The sequence below is a fragment of the Frigoribacterium sp. AP1 genome (assembly GCF_056680555.1).
Genome location: NZ_CM155288.1, coordinates 1,240,132 through 1,254,926, shown reverse-complemented (window position 1 = coordinate 1,254,926; position 14,795 = coordinate 1,240,132). Strand labels below are relative to the sequence as shown.

At 70.4% G+C, this 14,795-nt stretch carries 16 protein-coding genes; 10 read left to right on the top strand and 6 right to left on the bottom strand.

Annotated elements, in window-relative coordinates:
- Positions 1-2: 2 nt before the first annotated feature.
- Entirely contained in the window at positions 3-350 is a 348-nt protein-coding gene (locus tag AC1MBW_RS05960; RefSeq protein WP_480025794.1) for a DUF6578 domain-containing protein, read from the bottom strand.
- Positions 351-792: 442 nt separating this feature from the next.
- On the opposite strand from AC1MBW_RS05960, the gene AC1MBW_RS05955 reads away from it, so the two are divergent.
- Positions 793-1,293 (top strand): GNAT family N-acetyltransferase, encoded by a 501-nt coding sequence (locus AC1MBW_RS05955; RefSeq protein ID WP_480025793.1) that lies wholly within the window; start codon positions 793-795, stop codon positions 1,291-1,293.
- A 96-nt stretch (positions 1,294-1,389) separates the two neighbouring features.
- On the opposite strand, the gene AC1MBW_RS05950 is transcribed toward AC1MBW_RS05955, so the two are convergent.
- Positions 1,390-2,370 carry an alpha/beta hydrolase gene (locus AC1MBW_RS05950; protein WP_480025792.1) on the bottom strand — a complete coding sequence of 327 codons (981 nt, stop codon included), beginning with the start codon at positions 2,368-2,370 and terminating at the stop codon, positions 1,390-1,392.
- Complete coding sequence (locus AC1MBW_RS05945; RefSeq protein ID WP_480025791.1) at positions 2,363-3,886, bottom strand: MFS transporter; 1,524 nt, start codon at positions 3,884-3,886, stop codon at positions 2,363-2,365. Before AC1MBW_RS05945 ends, AC1MBW_RS05950 begins: the two co-directional genes overlap by 8 nt.
- Positions 3,887-4,276: 390 nt before the next feature.
- Between AC1MBW_RS05945 and AC1MBW_RS05940 the strand changes: the two genes are divergently transcribed.
- The 9 genes from AC1MBW_RS05940 (at position 4,277) to AC1MBW_RS05900 (ending at position 13,571) form a co-directional block, all read left to right on the top strand.
- A complete protein-coding gene (locus AC1MBW_RS05940) occupies positions 4,277-4,972 on the top strand; it encodes a hypothetical protein (RefSeq protein ID WP_480025790.1) in 696 nt (231 codons plus the stop codon).
- 80 nt (positions 4,973-5,052) lie between these two features.
- On the top strand, positions 5,053-5,484 hold the full coding sequence (locus AC1MBW_RS05935; RefSeq protein ID WP_480025789.1) for a hypothetical protein: 432 nt from the start codon (positions 5,053-5,055) through the stop codon (positions 5,482-5,484).
- Between the two features lie 196 nt (positions 5,485-5,680).
- Positions 5,681-5,821, top strand: coding sequence for a hypothetical protein (locus AC1MBW_RS05930; RefSeq protein WP_161805496.1), 141 nt, complete (start codon positions 5,681-5,683; stop codon positions 5,819-5,821).
- Entirely contained in the window at positions 5,818-5,907 is a 90-nt protein-coding gene (kdpF, locus tag AC1MBW_RS05925) for a K(+)-transporting ATPase subunit F (protein ID WP_071257733.1), read from the top strand. Before AC1MBW_RS05930 ends, kdpF begins: the two co-directional genes overlap by 4 nt.
- Positions 5,907-7,580 (top strand): potassium-transporting ATPase subunit KdpA, encoded by a 1,674-nt coding sequence (gene kdpA, locus AC1MBW_RS05920; protein WP_480025788.1) that lies wholly within the window; start codon positions 5,907-5,909, stop codon positions 7,578-7,580. Before kdpF ends, kdpA begins: the two co-directional genes overlap by 1 nt.
- Positions 7,581-7,582: 2 nt before the next feature.
- Entirely contained in the window at positions 7,583-9,742 is a 2,160-nt protein-coding gene (gene kdpB / locus AC1MBW_RS05915; protein ID WP_480025787.1) for a potassium-transporting ATPase subunit KdpB, read from the top strand.
- Positions 9,743-9,773: 31 nt separating this feature from the next.
- Positions 9,774-10,379, top strand: coding sequence for a potassium-transporting ATPase subunit KdpC (kdpC, locus tag AC1MBW_RS05910; RefSeq protein ID WP_480025786.1), 606 nt, complete (start codon positions 9,774-9,776; stop codon positions 10,377-10,379).
- Positions 10,380-10,383: 4 nt separating this feature from the next.
- Entirely contained in the window at positions 10,384-12,885 is a 2,502-nt protein-coding gene (locus tag AC1MBW_RS05905; protein WP_480025785.1) for a DUF4118 domain-containing protein, read from the top strand.
- Entirely contained in the window at positions 12,882-13,571 is a 690-nt protein-coding gene (locus AC1MBW_RS05900) for a response regulator transcription factor (RefSeq protein ID WP_480025784.1), read from the top strand. The genes AC1MBW_RS05905 and AC1MBW_RS05900 overlap by 4 nt, the downstream gene beginning before the upstream one ends.
- On the opposite strand, the gene AC1MBW_RS05895 is transcribed toward AC1MBW_RS05900, so the two are convergent.
- From AC1MBW_RS05895 to AC1MBW_RS05885, 3 genes are read right to left on the bottom strand one after another with little or no spacing between them, the layout of a single operon-like run.
- Entirely contained in the window at positions 13,538-13,696 is a 159-nt protein-coding gene (locus tag AC1MBW_RS05895; protein WP_480025783.1) for a hypothetical protein, read from the bottom strand. The genes AC1MBW_RS05900 and AC1MBW_RS05895 overlap by 34 nt on opposite strands.
- Positions 13,693-14,229, bottom strand: a complete 537-nt coding sequence (locus tag AC1MBW_RS05890; RefSeq protein WP_480025782.1) for a DUF6611 family protein — start codon at positions 14,227-14,229, stop codon at positions 13,693-13,695. Before AC1MBW_RS05890 ends, AC1MBW_RS05895 begins: the two co-directional genes overlap by 4 nt.
- Positions 14,226-14,735: a hypothetical protein gene (locus AC1MBW_RS05885; RefSeq protein ID WP_480025781.1), complete on the bottom strand. Its 510-nt coding sequence runs from the start codon at positions 14,733-14,735 to the stop codon at positions 14,226-14,228. The genes AC1MBW_RS05890 and AC1MBW_RS05885 overlap by 4 nt, the downstream gene beginning before the upstream one ends.
- Positions 14,736-14,795: the final 60 nt, after the last annotated feature.

Genomic DNA, 14,795 nt, shown 5'->3' with positions numbered 1-14,795 from the left:
GTCTACCGCTTCACCACGATGAGGAAGTGGTTGCTTTCCTCCTCGACGAGCTCACCTGTCCAAGGAGACTCGAGGTGTCCGTCGTCTTCGTCGTCGAAGCCTCGCAGCGCTGCCCCGCTGGGGAGTCGGAGGATCGGCGTCGTCGAACCGTCGTCGGCGAGGACGAGGATGTCGACGACCCGCCCGCGGACGTGGGTTTCAGGGCGGGAGTCGTGGTGGGTCTCGATCAACCGCACCTGTCCGCCGGCGTCTTGGAGTCGGCTGCAGCCCAGGTCGACCATGTCGTTGCGCTCGATGGCGTCACCGCAGCACTCGTGCTCCCAGTCGCCGATCTCGACCGTGACGTTCATGGGTGCTCCTCGAAGGGTTTTCGCTTGGTGGTCAGCGATGTCGTGCCCGGTTGTGACCATGGGGCGGTCATCCCCATCCGCTGTTCCAACCCTCGGGGCCGGCTGCTTCCATGAGACGCTCGTGTTCTCCAGGATCGTCGAGCCGCCAGCCGTAGGGGGACACTCCCCGTCCCAGGGCGAAGATCGAGGATCGCGTCGTCGAGGTAGGTCAGTGCGGGGCCGCTTGACCGGTAGTGCCGCAAGACCTTCCGCAGGGCGACCTCGATCTCCTGGTCCTTCAGCACGCCCACATGATGGCAGGGCGAAGTCTCATCCCACGTGTCCCGTCACGGTGTTCCGGCGGCAGCCGTGCTGGAAGCATCCCCATGGCCGAGGGCGCATCGGGCGGGGCGATAGACTGTGGGCGACAGAACCTCCACCGACCCGGTGGAGGTTTTCTCGTATGACCACTCCTGCTTCCCTCACGATCGCCACCGCCGACGAGCGGCATCGCCCCGAGCTCGAACAGCTCTGGACGATGTTCCGCCACGAGATGTCCGCGTTCACCGGCACGCTTCCTGACGAACGCGGCCGCTTTCGACAGGAACGACTCGACGCCGGTCTCTCAGAACCGGGCTGGTCGGCCCACGTCTTCCGCCTGGGACCACACCCGGTCGGGTTGGCGGTCCTGCGCGGATTGGACGCCGAAGAGCGCGTGATCAGTAGCTTCTTCGTCGCGCACGGCGCTCGGCGCTCTCAGGTCGGGCGGGTCGCTGTGACAGAACTGACATCAGCGCACCCTGGAAGGTGGGCCGTTGCCTACCAAGAACGCAACGACGTCGCAGCGAGGTTCTGGCGCACGGTCGCCAGCGGAATCGACCCACAGTGCAGTGAGGAACAGCACGACGTCCCCGGCCGCCCGGACTTGCCGGCCGACTCCTGGGTCCGATTCAGTGTCCTGTAGCCGATCATCCATCGGTCTCGCAGTCGGCGGCCATGAGCCGAGTCCTCCAGGGGCAGGCCCGGAGCGGGCGATTCACACGCCCGCCCCGGGATGCCGTCAGGGCGTGGGGTCGAGGAGGCGCCCGGTCCAGTCGCGCAGGGCGGTGACGGCCCGGCGCGACAGGGTCGCTCCCGGCATCATGCTCGACGACCCGTGGAACGCCCCCGGCCACACGTGCAGCTCCGCCTGCACGCCGGCCGCCCAGAGCGCACTGGCGTAGGCGACGGTCTCGTCACGGAACACCTCGGCGCTGCCGCAGTCGACGTACGCCGGCGGCAGGCCCGAGAGGTCGGTCGCTCGGCCCGGTGCCGCGTAGATCGACACGTCGTCACCGCCGCGACGGTCGCCGAGGTAGGCGTCCCAGCCGAACCGGGTCATCTCGCGGTCGGCGACGCCCACCCCGTCGAACTGACGGGCGGACACGGTCGCGTCGCGGTCGTCGAGCATCGGACTGACGAGCACCTGCCCGACGACGGCCGGCCCCTGCCGATCGCGGGCGAGGAGCGCCGTGCCCGCCGCGAGCCCGGCCCCGGCGCTCTGGCCGACCAGGACGATGCGATCCGGGTCGACGCCGAGCTCGTCGGCGTGCTCGGCGACCCAGACGAGGCCGGAGTAGCAGTCCTCGACCGGGTACGGGTCGGGGTGCTCCGGGGCGAGACGGTAGTCGGGGCTGACCAGGACGACGTCGTGCACGAGCAACCAGTCGTCGTACGAGTCGAGGTTGCCGAGGTGGTGGCCGAACATCATGCCGCCGCCGTGGATCGCGAAGGCGCAGGCCGCCGTCCCGGTGCGGCCGATGCGCTGGACGACCGCGAGGGCGATCGGGTCGCCGAGGTGCCCGGGGACGATGATGCTGCGCCTCTCGAGGCCGCGGGCCTGCAATCCTTCGTCGAGCTGCGCCTCCTTCATGTCCAGCTGTCGCATCTGCGGCAGCATCGCGGTCTCGAGGCGGAAGCGGCCGCGGGCGTCCATCGCCTCCAGGAAGGGCACGAACTCGGGGTCGAACGGCGGGCGGGGCAGGGCGGTGGTGTCAGGCATGAGAGGGCTCCTGGGTGGTGGGGGTGAGAGTGGTCGAGGGGGCAGGTCCAGTGGTGCCGGGGGAGGGGGCGGCGGTTCGTGCCCGGAGCATCCCGACCACGACGAGCACGGCGGCGACGGCGGCGAGGCCGATCCCGGCGACGGTGAGGGCGTCCTCGAAGGCCGCGAGTCGCGGGGCCGTCCACGGCAAGGTCGTGATGCTGCCGGTGACGAACGCCGCGACGATCGTGCCCGCGGCGGCGACCGCGGCTCCTCCCGCGAGCTCGCTCGAGGTGTCGACCAAGGCCGCGCCGACCGAGGTGCGGTCGGCGGGGAGGCCCGTGAGCACGGAGGCTCCGGCCACGACGCCGACGACGCGCATGCCGGCGGCGACGAGCACGAGAGCGACGAGCACCCAGACGTACCCCTGACGGCTCAGGGCGCCGAAGACGACGAGGCCGGACACGACCGCGGCGGCGCTGACCCACGCGGCCCGGCCGAGGCCGACCCGCTGCACGAACGGCCCCACGAGGCGGCCCCCGGCCAGGAGCACGACGACCTGCGGCAGTGTGCCGACGGCGGCGAGGGCCGGCGGCCAGCCCCAGGCGAACTGCAGCTGCAGCGTCACGAGGTACGACAGCCCGGCGACGGCGAGGCCCGACGCGGCCTTGAACGCGAGGCCGCTCGACACCAGGGGGCGGGCGAGCAGGTGCAGGTCGACCACCGGGTGCCGCGCCGTCCGCAGGCGACCGACGAACCCGGCGCCGCACGCGACGGTCAGCACGACGGCGGCCCACCCCCACGAGGAGGCGCTGGCCGGCCCGACGAGGACGGTCGGCGTCACGAGCAGCCCGGTCACGGTCGCGGTGCCCAGCAGCGCGCCGCCCACGTCGACGGGGTCCGGCCGCAGCCCCGCGGCGTCGTCCCGAGCGACACCGCACCGGATGCCGACGAACGCCAGCACGGCGATCGGCACGTCGGCCAGCAGCAGCACCTGCCACGGAGCGACGGCGAGCACGAACCCGCCGACGGTCGGGCCGACGGCGAGGCCGACGAGCCCCGCGGTCGAGATCACCGTCAGGGCTCGGACGCGCAGACCCTCGTCGTCGAACAGCCGGAACGCCAGCGCCATCGACCCGGGGGTGGTCATCGCCGCGGCGACGCCCGTCAGCACGCGGACGGTGACGAGCTGCTCGGTGGTCGTGACCGCCACGGTGGCGAGGCTCGCCACGGCGAGCAGCGCGAGGCCCGCGAGCATGACGCGGCGGCGCCCCACCCGGTCGGCGACGGCGCCGAAGAGCAGCATGAGCCCGCCGAAGGAGACCGCGTAGGCGCCCGACACCCACTGCAGGCCCGTCGTCGAGGAGCCCAGCTCGCGGCCGATCGTCGGCAGGGCGACGTTCAGCACCGAGGTGTCGAGCATCTCGAACAGGAACACCGCGGACAGCCCGGCCAGGGCGATCCACGCGTCGGACAGCCGGGGAGGCGCGTCGCCGGCGCGCAGCCGACCGCGGGTGAGAGAGGTACTGGGGGACACGGGGCGCACTCCTTCTGGGAAGAAGTGGCGACTCGTTCGATGCCGCGTGTAGGTGCGTCGCAGAGCGCGACGCCTTTTACCTCAGTGATGTGGACGATACACCGACTACGGCTGAAGGAGAACTCCAGCAGTTCTGCCGCTCATGCAGGTGCCCGACAGGAGAGTCGAGCCCACACCGGCCCCCCTGTGGTTCGGGTCGATGAACACGTCACAGAGCCAGCCGAAGGTGACTGTGTCGCGCGGCGTCACGTGGGGGAAAGGTCCGATCGGGAACAGGTGGCCCGCCGGGGTCGGGGCTGTCGACCGCCGAGGACGAGAGGGGGTTCGCTCCGGCTGATTTGGCTCGGGCTGGCGTGCCAGGGATGCTTGCAGGACAACCGAGGGAGTTTCATGATGGCGCGTTTCCGTTCTCTGCCCCTGCCGGCTCTTCTCGTGGTCTTGTTCGTGGTCACAGGAGCCTTGTGGTTCGGGATCGGTGTGATCGTCATGCCCGGTGACCAGCCTGTTCTCGTGCGACTGATCGGGACGATCTTCTACGCGGGAGCGATGACCGCGGTCTTCGGCTTCATGATCGCTCGAGCACGGCGTCTCGCTGGCGGAGTCACCGATCTGGCCGAGATGCGGGCAGCTTTCAGGGCCGGCAGCGTTCCTCCTGATGCAGATCCGGTCAGGTGGGTTCCGACCTTCGAGAAGTGGGAGCGTGATTACCGGTTGAATCGGTGGTTCGGGCCCGTCACGTTCATCGCCTTCGCGGCGCTGACTGCTTGGTTGGCCCTGTCCGAGGGGCCCGTCTGGTGGCTCGTCACGGTGTTCTTCGTCGCCGCCATGATCTGGTCGACGGTCGATTCCTGGAGAGGGTTGGCGAAGGTGACCGTGATGCTCGATGAGCTTCGTAGTCGCCCGCCCGGGTGGTTCGCCGAGGTTGACGCGAGAGCGCTCAGGCCGACCGACTCGGTGAACGACGTGGATCATCGTGGTGATGCTCCCCGGGCCGAGCACCGGCCTGAACCCGTCCGCCTCCGTCCGCTCGATCGCCTCCTGCGTGGCTTCCCGTGGCATGACCGAAGTCAGCGACCGCATCATTAGCTCATAACCCGCGTCCGCCCCGCAGGGGATACCCAGCGGGCCGACCGGCGGTAGCTCGTGGGACTCGCGAGCCCCCTATGGTGACCGGCACGCTCGACGACCTGCTCTCCTCCGATCCGCAGCGCATCTGGCAGGCATCGTGGGAGGTCATCAGGACGCGCGACACCGTGCTGCTCGAGAGCCTCCGGGCTGCGCTCCCGGCGATCCGGCGGGCGACGGCGGACGTCGAGCTCGGCGGGATGATCCGGCCCAACCGTGACGCCCTCGATCACGCCCTCAGGAAGGTGCGGGACTACCGCAGCTGGCGATGCTGGTGCGACGACTACCCGCGACTCCTCGCCTTCGACCCCGACCGAGAAGAGGAACGCGGGCATGCGAGGGTCCTCGGCCGAGACCTCTCTGGGTGGCCGGCGACCTATGAGTGCGAATGCGCCGTCTGCGGCAGGCGGTTCAGTGTCGAAGAGGGCGAGCACCACGCGCTCTGGTGGAGATGGACCGCGCAGAGGGCCTGAGGTGGGAGATGTCGGCGAGCCACATCTAGTGTGCCTCGGCATCGTCGATCACGGTGCCGTCCCGAGGGGTCTCTCGCTCGTCCCGACGGCCGAAGCCTCGGCGGGCGTGTGGTGTCCGTGAGGAAGACGGCGTTCGGCGTAGGGAAGTCGTAAGGGCCCGCGATCGGCGGTGTGGCGAGGTGTCTACTGACTCGCTGTGCCCACCACGGGCATCGGGCCGCCCGGCCCGTCGTTCGTTCCTCTTGGAGTCGTAGTGCTCGACATCGTGTACGTGCTCGCCGTCATCGCTGTGTTCGCAGTGGTGTCCCTCGTCGCGAAGGGGGTCGAGAAGCTGTGATCGTCTTCAGCATCGGGGCCGCCGTCCTCGCCGTGGCCGCCCTGGCGTACCTCGTGTACGCCCTCGTGAAGCCCGAGCGCTTCTGATGGACGCGCTGTTCGGCATCCTCCAGATCCTCACGGTCGTCGTCGTCCTCGTCGTCGTGTACCGCCCCCTCGGCGACCACATGGCGCGGATGTTCACGACGGCGAAGGACGCCCGCGTCGAGCTCGGCTTCTACCGCCTCATCGGCGTCGACTCGACGTCGGAACAGACGTGGCCGGCCTACCTCCGAGGCGTCCTGACGTTCTCGGTGATCGGTGTCCTCTTCGTCTACGCGATCCAGCGCCTCCAGGCGTTCCTGCCGTACTCGCTCGGCTTCCCGGCCGTGCCCGAGGGGCTCTCGTTCAACACCGCCGCCTCCTTCGTGGCCAACACGAACTGGCAGTCCTACTCGCCCGACGTGACGATGGGCTATGCCGTCCAGGTGCTCGGCCTCGTCGTGCAGAACTTCGTCTCCGCGGCCGTCGGCATCGCCGTCGCCGTCGCCCTGATCCGCGGGCTCGCCCGGGCGAAGAGCGGCACGCTCGGCAACTTCTGGGTCGACCTGACCCGGTCGATCACGCGTCTGCTCCTTCCCCTCGCCGTCCTCTCGGCCGTCGTCCTCATCGCCGGTGGGGTGATCCAGAACGTCGCGGGCTTCACCGAGGTCACGACGCTCACCGGTGGCACCGCGACGATCCCCGGAGGCCCTACCGCCTCGCAGGAGGCGATCAAGCTGCTCGGCACGAACGGCGGCGGCTTCTTCAACGCCAACAGCGCGCACCCGTTCGAGAACCCGACCGCCTGGACGAACGTCTTCCAGGTCCTGCTCATGCTGGTCATCCCGTTCTCGTTGCCGCGCACCTTCGGCCGCATGGTCGGCTTCACGAAGCAGGGCGTCGCGATCGCCGCCGTCATGACGACGATCTTCGCTGTCTCGCTCACCGCCATGACCTGGTTCGAACTCCGCGGTGCCGGCACCGCCACCCAGCTCGCCGGCGGCGCGATGGAAGGCAAGGAGGCGCGGTTCGGCATCTGGGGATCGACCCTGTTCGGTTCCACCTCGACCCTGACGTCGACGGGTGCGGTCAACTCGATGCACGACTCGTACACCGCCCTCGGCGGCATGATGGCGATGCTGAACATGATGCTCGGCGAGATCGCCCCCGGCGGCGTGGGTTCCGGCCTCTACGGGATGCTCGTCCTCGCCGTGATCACCGTGTTCATCGCGGGTCTGCTCGTCGGCCGCACCCCGGAGTACCTCGGCAAGAAGATCGGGCCGCGCGAGATCAAGCTCGCCAGCCTCTACATCCTGGTCACGCCGACCCTCGTGCTCGCCTTCACGGCGCTCAGCTTCGCGATCCCCGCGGTGCGCGCCGACGTCGAGGGCACGTCGATCTGGAACCCGGGCCTGCACGGCTTCAGCGAGGTGCTCTACGCCTTCACCTCCGCCGCGAACAACAACGGCTCCGCCTTCGCGGGACTGACGGCGAACACACCGTGGTTCAACACCACCCTCGGCGTCGCGATGCTGCTCGGCCGGTTCCTCCCGATCGTGCTCGTGCTCGCCCTCGCCGGCTCCTTCGCCGCTCAGGACAAGGTCCCCGCCACCGCCGGGACCCTGCCCACCCACCGCCCGCAGTTCGTGGGCCTGCTCACCGGCGTCTCGGTGATCATCACCGCGCTGACCTATTTCCCCGTCCTCGCACTGGGACCGCTCGCCGAAGGGCTGAAGTGACCATGTCCATCACCACCGACACACCGACCACCGACCACGAGCGCGAGGGCGACCAGACCCCGACGAACCGAGGAGGCGCGTTCGGCGCAGCCCAGCTCGTCGCGGCCCTGCCCGGCGCGCTCCGCAAACTCGACCCGCGCGAGATGTGGCACAACCCCGTCATGTTCATCGTCGAGGTCGGCGCCGCCTACACGACGATCCTCGCGATCGCCGGCCTCGTCACCGGTCCCGAGACCTCGGGCGGCTCGCCCGTCCCCGGCTCGTTCACCTGGGCCATCGCCGTCTGGCTCTGGCTCACCGTCGTCTTCGCCAACCTCGCCGAGTCCGTCGCCGAGGGCCGCGGCAAGGCACAGGCCGAGACCTTGAAGGCGACCCGCACCAGCACCACCGCCCAGCGCGTGGTCTCGTACGACGCGACCTCCGACGCCGGTGCCGAGCGCGCCTCCTCGGAGTCGGTGTCCTCGGCCGACCTCACGCTCGGTGACACGGTGGTCGTGACCGCCGGCGAGCTGATCCCCGGCGACGGCGACATCGTCTGGGGCATCGCGAGCGTCGACGAGTCGGCCATCACGGGCGAGTCCGCCCCGGTGATCCGCGAGTCGGGCGGCGACCGCAGCGCCGTCACCGGCGGCACCCGCGTGCTCTCCGACCGCGTCGTCGTGCGCATCACGAGCAAGCCCGGCGAGACCTTCGTCGACCGCATGATCCGCCTCGTCGAGGGGGCCTCCCGCCAGAAGACCCCGAACGAGATCGCGCTGAACATCCTGCTCGCGAGCCTGTCGATCGTCTTCGTCGTCGTGACCCTGACGCTGAACCCCATCGCGGCCTACAGCGACGCGTCGGTGAGCATCCCCGTGCTCATCGCCCTGCTGGTCTGCCTCATCCCCACGACGATCGGTGCGCTCCTCAGCGCCATCGGCATCGCGGGCATGGACCGCCTGGTGCAGCGCAACGTGCTCGCCATGTCGGGCCGCGCGGTCGAGGCCGCCGGTGACGTCACCACGCTGCTGCTCGACAAGACCGGCACCATCACCTACGGCAACCGGCAGGCGGCCGAGTTCACGCCGCTCGACGGCATCGCCCGGGCCGAACTCGTCGACGCCGCCGCCCGGTCGTCGCTCAGCGACCCGACCCCCGAGGGCAAGTCGATCGTCGACCTCGCCCTGACGACGGGGTGGCACGACGCCGACGGTCAGCCGGGTGAGATCGTGCCCTTCACCGCCCAGACCCGCATGTCGGGCCTCGACCTGCCCGACGGCACGCAGATCCGCAAGGGTGCCGGCAACTCCGTCATCGCCTGGGTCGAGGAGGACCGCCGTCTCGCCAGCACCGAGCACGACGAACTGCAGACCCGCATCGACGAGATCTCGAACGCCGGAGGGACCCCCTTGGTCGTCGCGATCAAGACCCCGGCCTCGGAAGCCCGCGTCCTGGGCGTCGTGTACCTGAAGGACGTCGTCAAGACCGGCCTGCGCGAACGCTTCGCCGAACTGCGCAGCATGGGCATCCGCACGGTCATGATCACCGGCGACAACCCGCTGACCGCCAAGGCGATCGCGGCCGAGGCCGGAGTCGACGACTACCTCGCCGAGGCCACCCCGGAGGACAAGCTCGCCCTCATCCGCCGGGAGCAAGAAGGAGGCGCGCTCGTCGCGATGACCGGCGACGGCACCAACGACGCACCCGCGCTGGCACAGGCCGACGTCGGCGTCGCGATGAACACGGGCACCTCGGCCGCGAAGGAGGCCGGCAACATGGTCGACCTCGACAGCGACCCGACGAAGCTGATCGACATCGTCCGCATCGGCAAGCAGCTGCTCATCACCCGTGGCGCGCTCACGACGTTCTCGATCGCCAACGACATCGCGAAGTACTTCGCGATCATCCCGGCCATGTTCGCCGGGGTGTTCCCGGGGCTCGGGCTGCTGAACGTCATGCAGCTGTCCTCACCGGCGTCGGCGATCCTCTCGGCGATCGTCTTCAACGCCCTGGTGATCGTCGTGCTCATCCCGCTCGCCCTGCGGGGTGTGAAGTACCGCGCCGCGTCGGCGTCGTCGATCCTGTCGCGCAACCTCCTCGTCTACGGACTCGGCGGCGTCGTCGCCCCGTTCGTCGGCATCAAGATCATCGACCTGATCGTCAGCCTGCTCCCCGGCTTCTGAGCCGACGCAGACGACGAACGAGAGAGAGACCATGAACACCCGCACCCTGCTCCGCCAGTACGGTGTCGCCTTCCGCGCGATGCTCGTCTTCACCGTCGTCCTCGGTGTGGCCTACACGGCCGTCGTCACCGGGGTCGGCCAACTCGTCCTCGGCGGCGGGGCGGACGGTTCCGCCGTCCGCGTCGACGGCGAGACCGTCGGCTCGTCACTCATCGGGCAGTCCTTCACCGACGCCGACGGTGCCGCCCTGCCCGAGTGGTTCCAGTCGCGGCCCTCCGCGGCCGGTGACGGCTACGACGCCTCCGCCTCGAGCGGCAGCAACCACGGGCCCGAGAACGAGGACCTCATCGCGGCCGTCGAGGAGCGACGAGCGGCGATCGCCGAGAGCGACGGCGTCGCCCCGGAGGACGTCCCCGTCGACGCGCTCACCGCCTCCGCGTCCGGGCTCGACCCGCACATCAGCCCCGAGTACGCGCGCATCCAGGTCGAGCGGGTCGCCGCGGCACGCGACCTGCCGGTCGCGGACGTCGAGGCGCTCGTGGAGGAGCACACCCAGGGCCGCGACCTCGGCTACCTGGGCGAGCCCACCGTGAACGTGCTCGAACTCAACGCGGCCCTGGCCGGGACGGGACGCTGAGACCGTGAGACGGGGGCGGCTCCGGGTGCTGCTGGGCGCCGCCCCCGGCGTCGGCAAGACCTACACCATGCTCGAAGAGGGAGCACGGCTCGCCCGCGAGGGCAAGGACGTCGTCGTCGCCGTCGTCGAGACCCACGGCCGCGAGGCCACGGCGTCGATGCTCGGCGACCTCGAGATCGTCCCGCGGACGACGACCCTGCATCGCGGCGTCGAGCTGACGGAGATGGACGTCGACGCGGTCCTCGCGCGGAGGCCCGACCTCGCCCTCGTCGACGAGCTCGCCCACACCAACGCGCCGGGCTCCGTCCGGCAGAAACGGTGGCAGGACGTCCAGGTCCTCCTCGACGCGGGCATCGACGTCGTCTCGACCGTCAACGTGCAACACATCGAGTCCCTCAACGACGTGGTGGAGAAGATCACCGGGGCCGCCCAGCGCGAGACCGTCCCCGACAGCATGCTCCGGAGCGCCGACCAGATCGAGGTCGTCGACCTCGCCCCCCAGGCGCTCCGCGACCGTCTCGCCGAGGGGAACGTCTACCCGGCGGCGCGCATCGACGCCGCGTTGTCGAACTACTTCCGCCTCGGCAACCTGACGGCGTTGCGGGAGCTGGCGCTGCTGTGGCTGGCCGACGAGGTCGACAGCGCCCTCAAGGCCTACCGGGTCGAGAACGGCATCGACAGCAAATGGGAGGCGCGGGAGCGGGTCGTGGTCGCCCTCACCGGCGGGCCGGAGGGCGAGACCCTCATCCGTCGTGGTGCCCGCATCGCCGCCCGGTCGTCCGGGGGAGAGCTCGTCACCGTGCACGTCATCGCCCAGGACGGCCTCCGCGACGCGCACCCGGGTGCTCTCTCCGCGCAGCGCGCCCTGACGGAGAAACTCGGCGGCACCCACCACCAGGTCGTCGGTGGTGACGTCCCCGTCGCCCTGGTCCAGTTCGCGAAGGCGATGAACGCCTCCCAACTCGTCATCGGCGTCAGCCGCCGGAGCCGTGTCGCCGCCGCCCTGACGGGCCCGGGGATCGGTGCCACCGTCATCCGCGAATCGGGTGACATCGACGTGCACATCGTGACCCACTCCGCCGCCGGCGGCCGGTTCACCCTCCCCCGGGCAGGAGGCGCGCTGACGTTGCGGCGTCGGCTGCTGGGGGGCGGCCTCGCCGTGGTGCTCGGCCCGATCGTGACCTGGCTGCTCGTGATGTTCCGCAGCGACGAATCGCTCACGAGCGACGTGCTCGTCTACCAGCTGCTCGTCGTGGTCGTGGCGCTCGTCGGCGGGATCTGGCCGGCCCTCTTCGCGGCGGTGCTCTCGGGAGTGACGCTGGACTTCTTCTTCGTCGAGCCCTACGACAGCATCACCGTCGGTCGGCCGCTGCACCTCCTGACCCTCGTCCTCTACGTGGTCATCGCCCTGCTCGTCAGCTACGTGGTCGACCAGGCGGCACGCCGGTCCCGGGCGGCGGCGCGTGCCGTCGCCGAGTCCGAACTGCTCGCGGCCGTCGCCGGCGGCGTCATCCGGGGCCAGGACGCGCTCCACGCGCTCCTCTCCCGCACCCAGGACGCCTTCCGCCTGCGGACGGTCTCCGTCATCGACGTCGACGGTGACGTCGTCGACTCCCTCGGGGCACCCCGGGTCGGCGACGAGACGACGGTCGTCCCCGTCGGCACCCGCGCGCGCCTCGAGATGACGGGGCCACCCATGGCGGCGTCCGAGAGGCGCCTCCTCGCGGTCATCGCGGCCCAGGTCGAGACGGCCCTGGAACACAAGGCCCTGTCGGCGACGGCCGACTCCGCGGGGCCGCTGGCGCAGGTGGACCAGGTCCGCACGGCACTGCTCGCGGCCGTCGGACACGACCTGCGGCGGCCCTTGGCCTCGGCCACGGCGGCCGTGACGGGCCTTCGACAAGGCGACGTCGTCTGGGCGGACCGCGACCGCGACGAACTGCTCGCCACGGCCCACGAGAGCCTCGACGCGCTGTCGGCCCTCGTCACGAACCTCCTGGACGTCAGCCGCGTCCAGGCCGGAGCCCTCGCGGTGTCACGCCAGCCCGTCGACGTCGACGACGTCCTGTTCGCCTCCGTGGACGAACTCCGGGTCGAGCCCGGACGCGTCGAGCTCCAGGTCGGCGAGGACGTTCCGCAGGCCGACGCCGACCCGGTCCTCCTCCAACGCGTCCTGGTGAACCTGCTCGACAACGCCCTGAAGTACGCCCCCGCAGGGACGCCCGTGCGTCTCTCCAGCAGCAGCTTCGGGGACGCCGTGGAGATCCGCGTCGCCGATCAGGGGCCGGGGATCAGTCCCGAACGCCTGGACCTGGTCTTCGTTCCCTTCCAGCGCCTCGGAGACACCGACAACACCGCCGGCCTCGGGCTGGGACTCGCCATCTCCAAGGGCTTCACCGAGGGGATGGGGGGCGCCCTTCGAGCCGAGGAGACCCCGGGAGGCGGGCTCAGCATGGTCGTCTCCCTTCCTGTCGCGCAGGCGACGTCCGGGACGGACCACGCATGAAGATCCTCATCGCCGACGACGATCCGCAGCTCGTCCGGGCCCTCACGCTGACCCTCGGCGCGGTCGGCTACGACATCGCCACCGCCGCCGACGGAGCCGAGGCGCTCCGCGCCGTCGTCGAAGAACATCCCGACGTCGTCATGGTCGACCTCGGCATGCCACACGTCGACGGGCTCGGCGTGATCGAAGGCCTCCGCGGCTGGAGCAACATCCCGGTCCTCGTCGTCTCGGGCCGAACCGGCGCCGCCGACAAGGTCGAGGCGCTCGATGCCGGCGCCGACGACTACATCACCAAGCCGTTCGCCATGGACGAGCTGTTGGCCCGCCTCCGGGCGCTGACACGACGGACGACTCCGACCCCCGATCAACCGTCCGAGACGTTCGGGGGCATCCGGATCGACTTCGTCGCCAAGAGCGTCGTCCGCGAACCGGACGAGGCGATCCGCCTGACTCCCACCGAATGGCGCATCCTCGAGATCCTGGTCAGGAACCCCGGGCGACTCGTCACGCGGGAGGACATCCTCACCCGGATCTGGGGCCCGGCACACTCCAGCGACGGTGGGTACCTGCGGCTGTACGTCTCCCAACTCCGGAAGAAGCTCGAAGCGGTCCCGACCCAGCCTCGCTACCTCCAGACGGTGCAGGGCATGGGCTACCGCTTCATGCCCGACGAGCCGAGCAGCTGACCTCGGAGCCCGAGGTCGAGCACGTCGGGTTCCGAGAAATGGTCGACCTCCAGGGCGAAGGCGTCGAACTGCGGCCCCGTTCCGTGGAAACGGGTGACGACGGGGACCGACGTCGTCGACGTCATGGCCGGTCCGGATGCGTCGGCAACGCGGTGTAGACCTCGTCCCAGCGCGCGAGGTACCGCTCGAGCGAGAGGTGGCCTGCCGCCAGTTCCCGCTCGAGGGCGACGAGCCGCGCAGCCGTCGCGCGGACGCAGGCGGCGTCACCGAGCACGACCAGACCGCCCGGGGTGCACGTCGACGACGCCGTCAGTTCACGCACCGTGGCCCGGAGCCGTGCCGTCACGACGTCGAGGCACAGGAACCCGAGGCCGTAGACGGCCAGAGCGATCGAGGCCGCCACCGGAGCCGGGACCCGGGATGCCAGGACGAGGAGCGACGCGGCCGAGCAGATCGCCCCGGCGACGGGCCAGATCTGCCGGAGATGGAGGAGCCTCCTCTCGCGGAGGCTCGTTCCCGGTCGGAACACCCGGAGGGTGATCTGCTGCACGACCGTCGAGCGGGCGGGAGCCTGGTCCAGCGTGCCCCACGAATGAGCACCGTCCACGACGTCGTGCACGGCGTGACGCATCGTCGGGAGGACGCCAGGGGCCGTCATCGTCGGCTCTGGTGGCGGCGCAGACGCCCGACGGTGACGTCACCCGGGCACGGGACCGCCAGGAGGTCGCCGATGCGGAGGTCTCCGGGGAGGTCGGCCACGGCGAGATCGGGCCCCTCGTCCTGGAGGCCGATCACCATGGCCACGTCGTGGGCCGTCGAGATCCGCCCGATCAGACGGAGCTCCCGCATGGCGACGGGCACCGCACCGAGTCGGGCGTCCACCTGGACGACGATCGCGCCGGAGGTGTGGCGACAGACGTCGCTGACGGTGACGACGATCGCCGTGGCGTCGTCGACGGTCGACACCCGGCCACCGGAGCGGGGCACGAGGGCAGCGCCCGTGTGGACGCACGGCGTCTCGCAGATGCTCGCCAGACGGACGAGGGACACCCCGCCGATGACGACGTCGTCCAGGGTCGGACGGGTCCGTTCCGGCCAGGCGTCGGGAACGAACGGGTCGGCGATCACCCGTCGCATCGAGGGAAGGATGTCCGTGAGGGTCATGAACGGACCTGACGCGCGACACGGCGGATCGAGGCCGTGTCAGGGGTGGGCGACGAAGAG

What these genes read in the sequence shown, in the direction of transcription:
- AC1MBW_RS05960 (WP_480025794.1), bottom strand. Translation starts at nt 350, where the DNA reads ATGAACGTCACGGTCGAGATCGGCGACTGGGAGCACGAGTGCTGCGGT.
- AC1MBW_RS05955 (WP_480025793.1), top strand. Translation starts at nt 793, where the DNA reads ATGACCACTCCTGCTTCCCTCACGATCGCCACCGCCGACGAGCGGCAT.
- AC1MBW_RS05950 (WP_480025792.1), bottom strand. Translation starts at nt 2,370, where the DNA reads ATGCCTGACACCACCGCCCTGCCCCGCCCGCCGTTCGACCCCGAGTTC.
- AC1MBW_RS05940 (WP_480025790.1), top strand. Translation starts at nt 4,277, where the DNA reads ATGATGGCGCGTTTCCGTTCTCTGCCCCTGCCGGCTCTTCTCGTGGTC.
- kdpA (WP_480025788.1), top strand. Translation starts at nt 5,907, where the DNA reads ATGGACGCGCTGTTCGGCATCCTCCAGATCCTCACGGTCGTCGTCGTC.
- kdpB (WP_480025787.1), top strand. Translation starts at nt 7,583, where the DNA reads ATGTCCATCACCACCGACACACCGACCACCGACCACGAGCGCGAGGGC.
- kdpC (WP_480025786.1), top strand. Translation starts at nt 9,774, where the DNA reads ATGAACACCCGCACCCTGCTCCGCCAGTACGGTGTCGCCTTCCGCGCG.
- AC1MBW_RS05900 (WP_480025784.1), top strand. Translation starts at nt 12,882, where the DNA reads ATGAAGATCCTCATCGCCGACGACGATCCGCAGCTCGTCCGGGCCCTC.
- AC1MBW_RS05895 (WP_480025783.1), bottom strand. Translation starts at nt 13,696, where the DNA reads ATGACGTCGACGACGTCGGTCCCCGTCGTCACCCGTTTCCACGGAACG.
- AC1MBW_RS05890 (WP_480025782.1), bottom strand. Translation starts at nt 14,229, where the DNA reads ATGACGGCCCCTGGCGTCCTCCCGACGATGCGTCACGCCGTGCACGAC.
- AC1MBW_RS05885 (WP_480025781.1), bottom strand. Translation starts at nt 14,735, where the DNA reads ATGACCCTCACGGACATCCTTCCCTCGATGCGACGGGTGATCGCCGAC.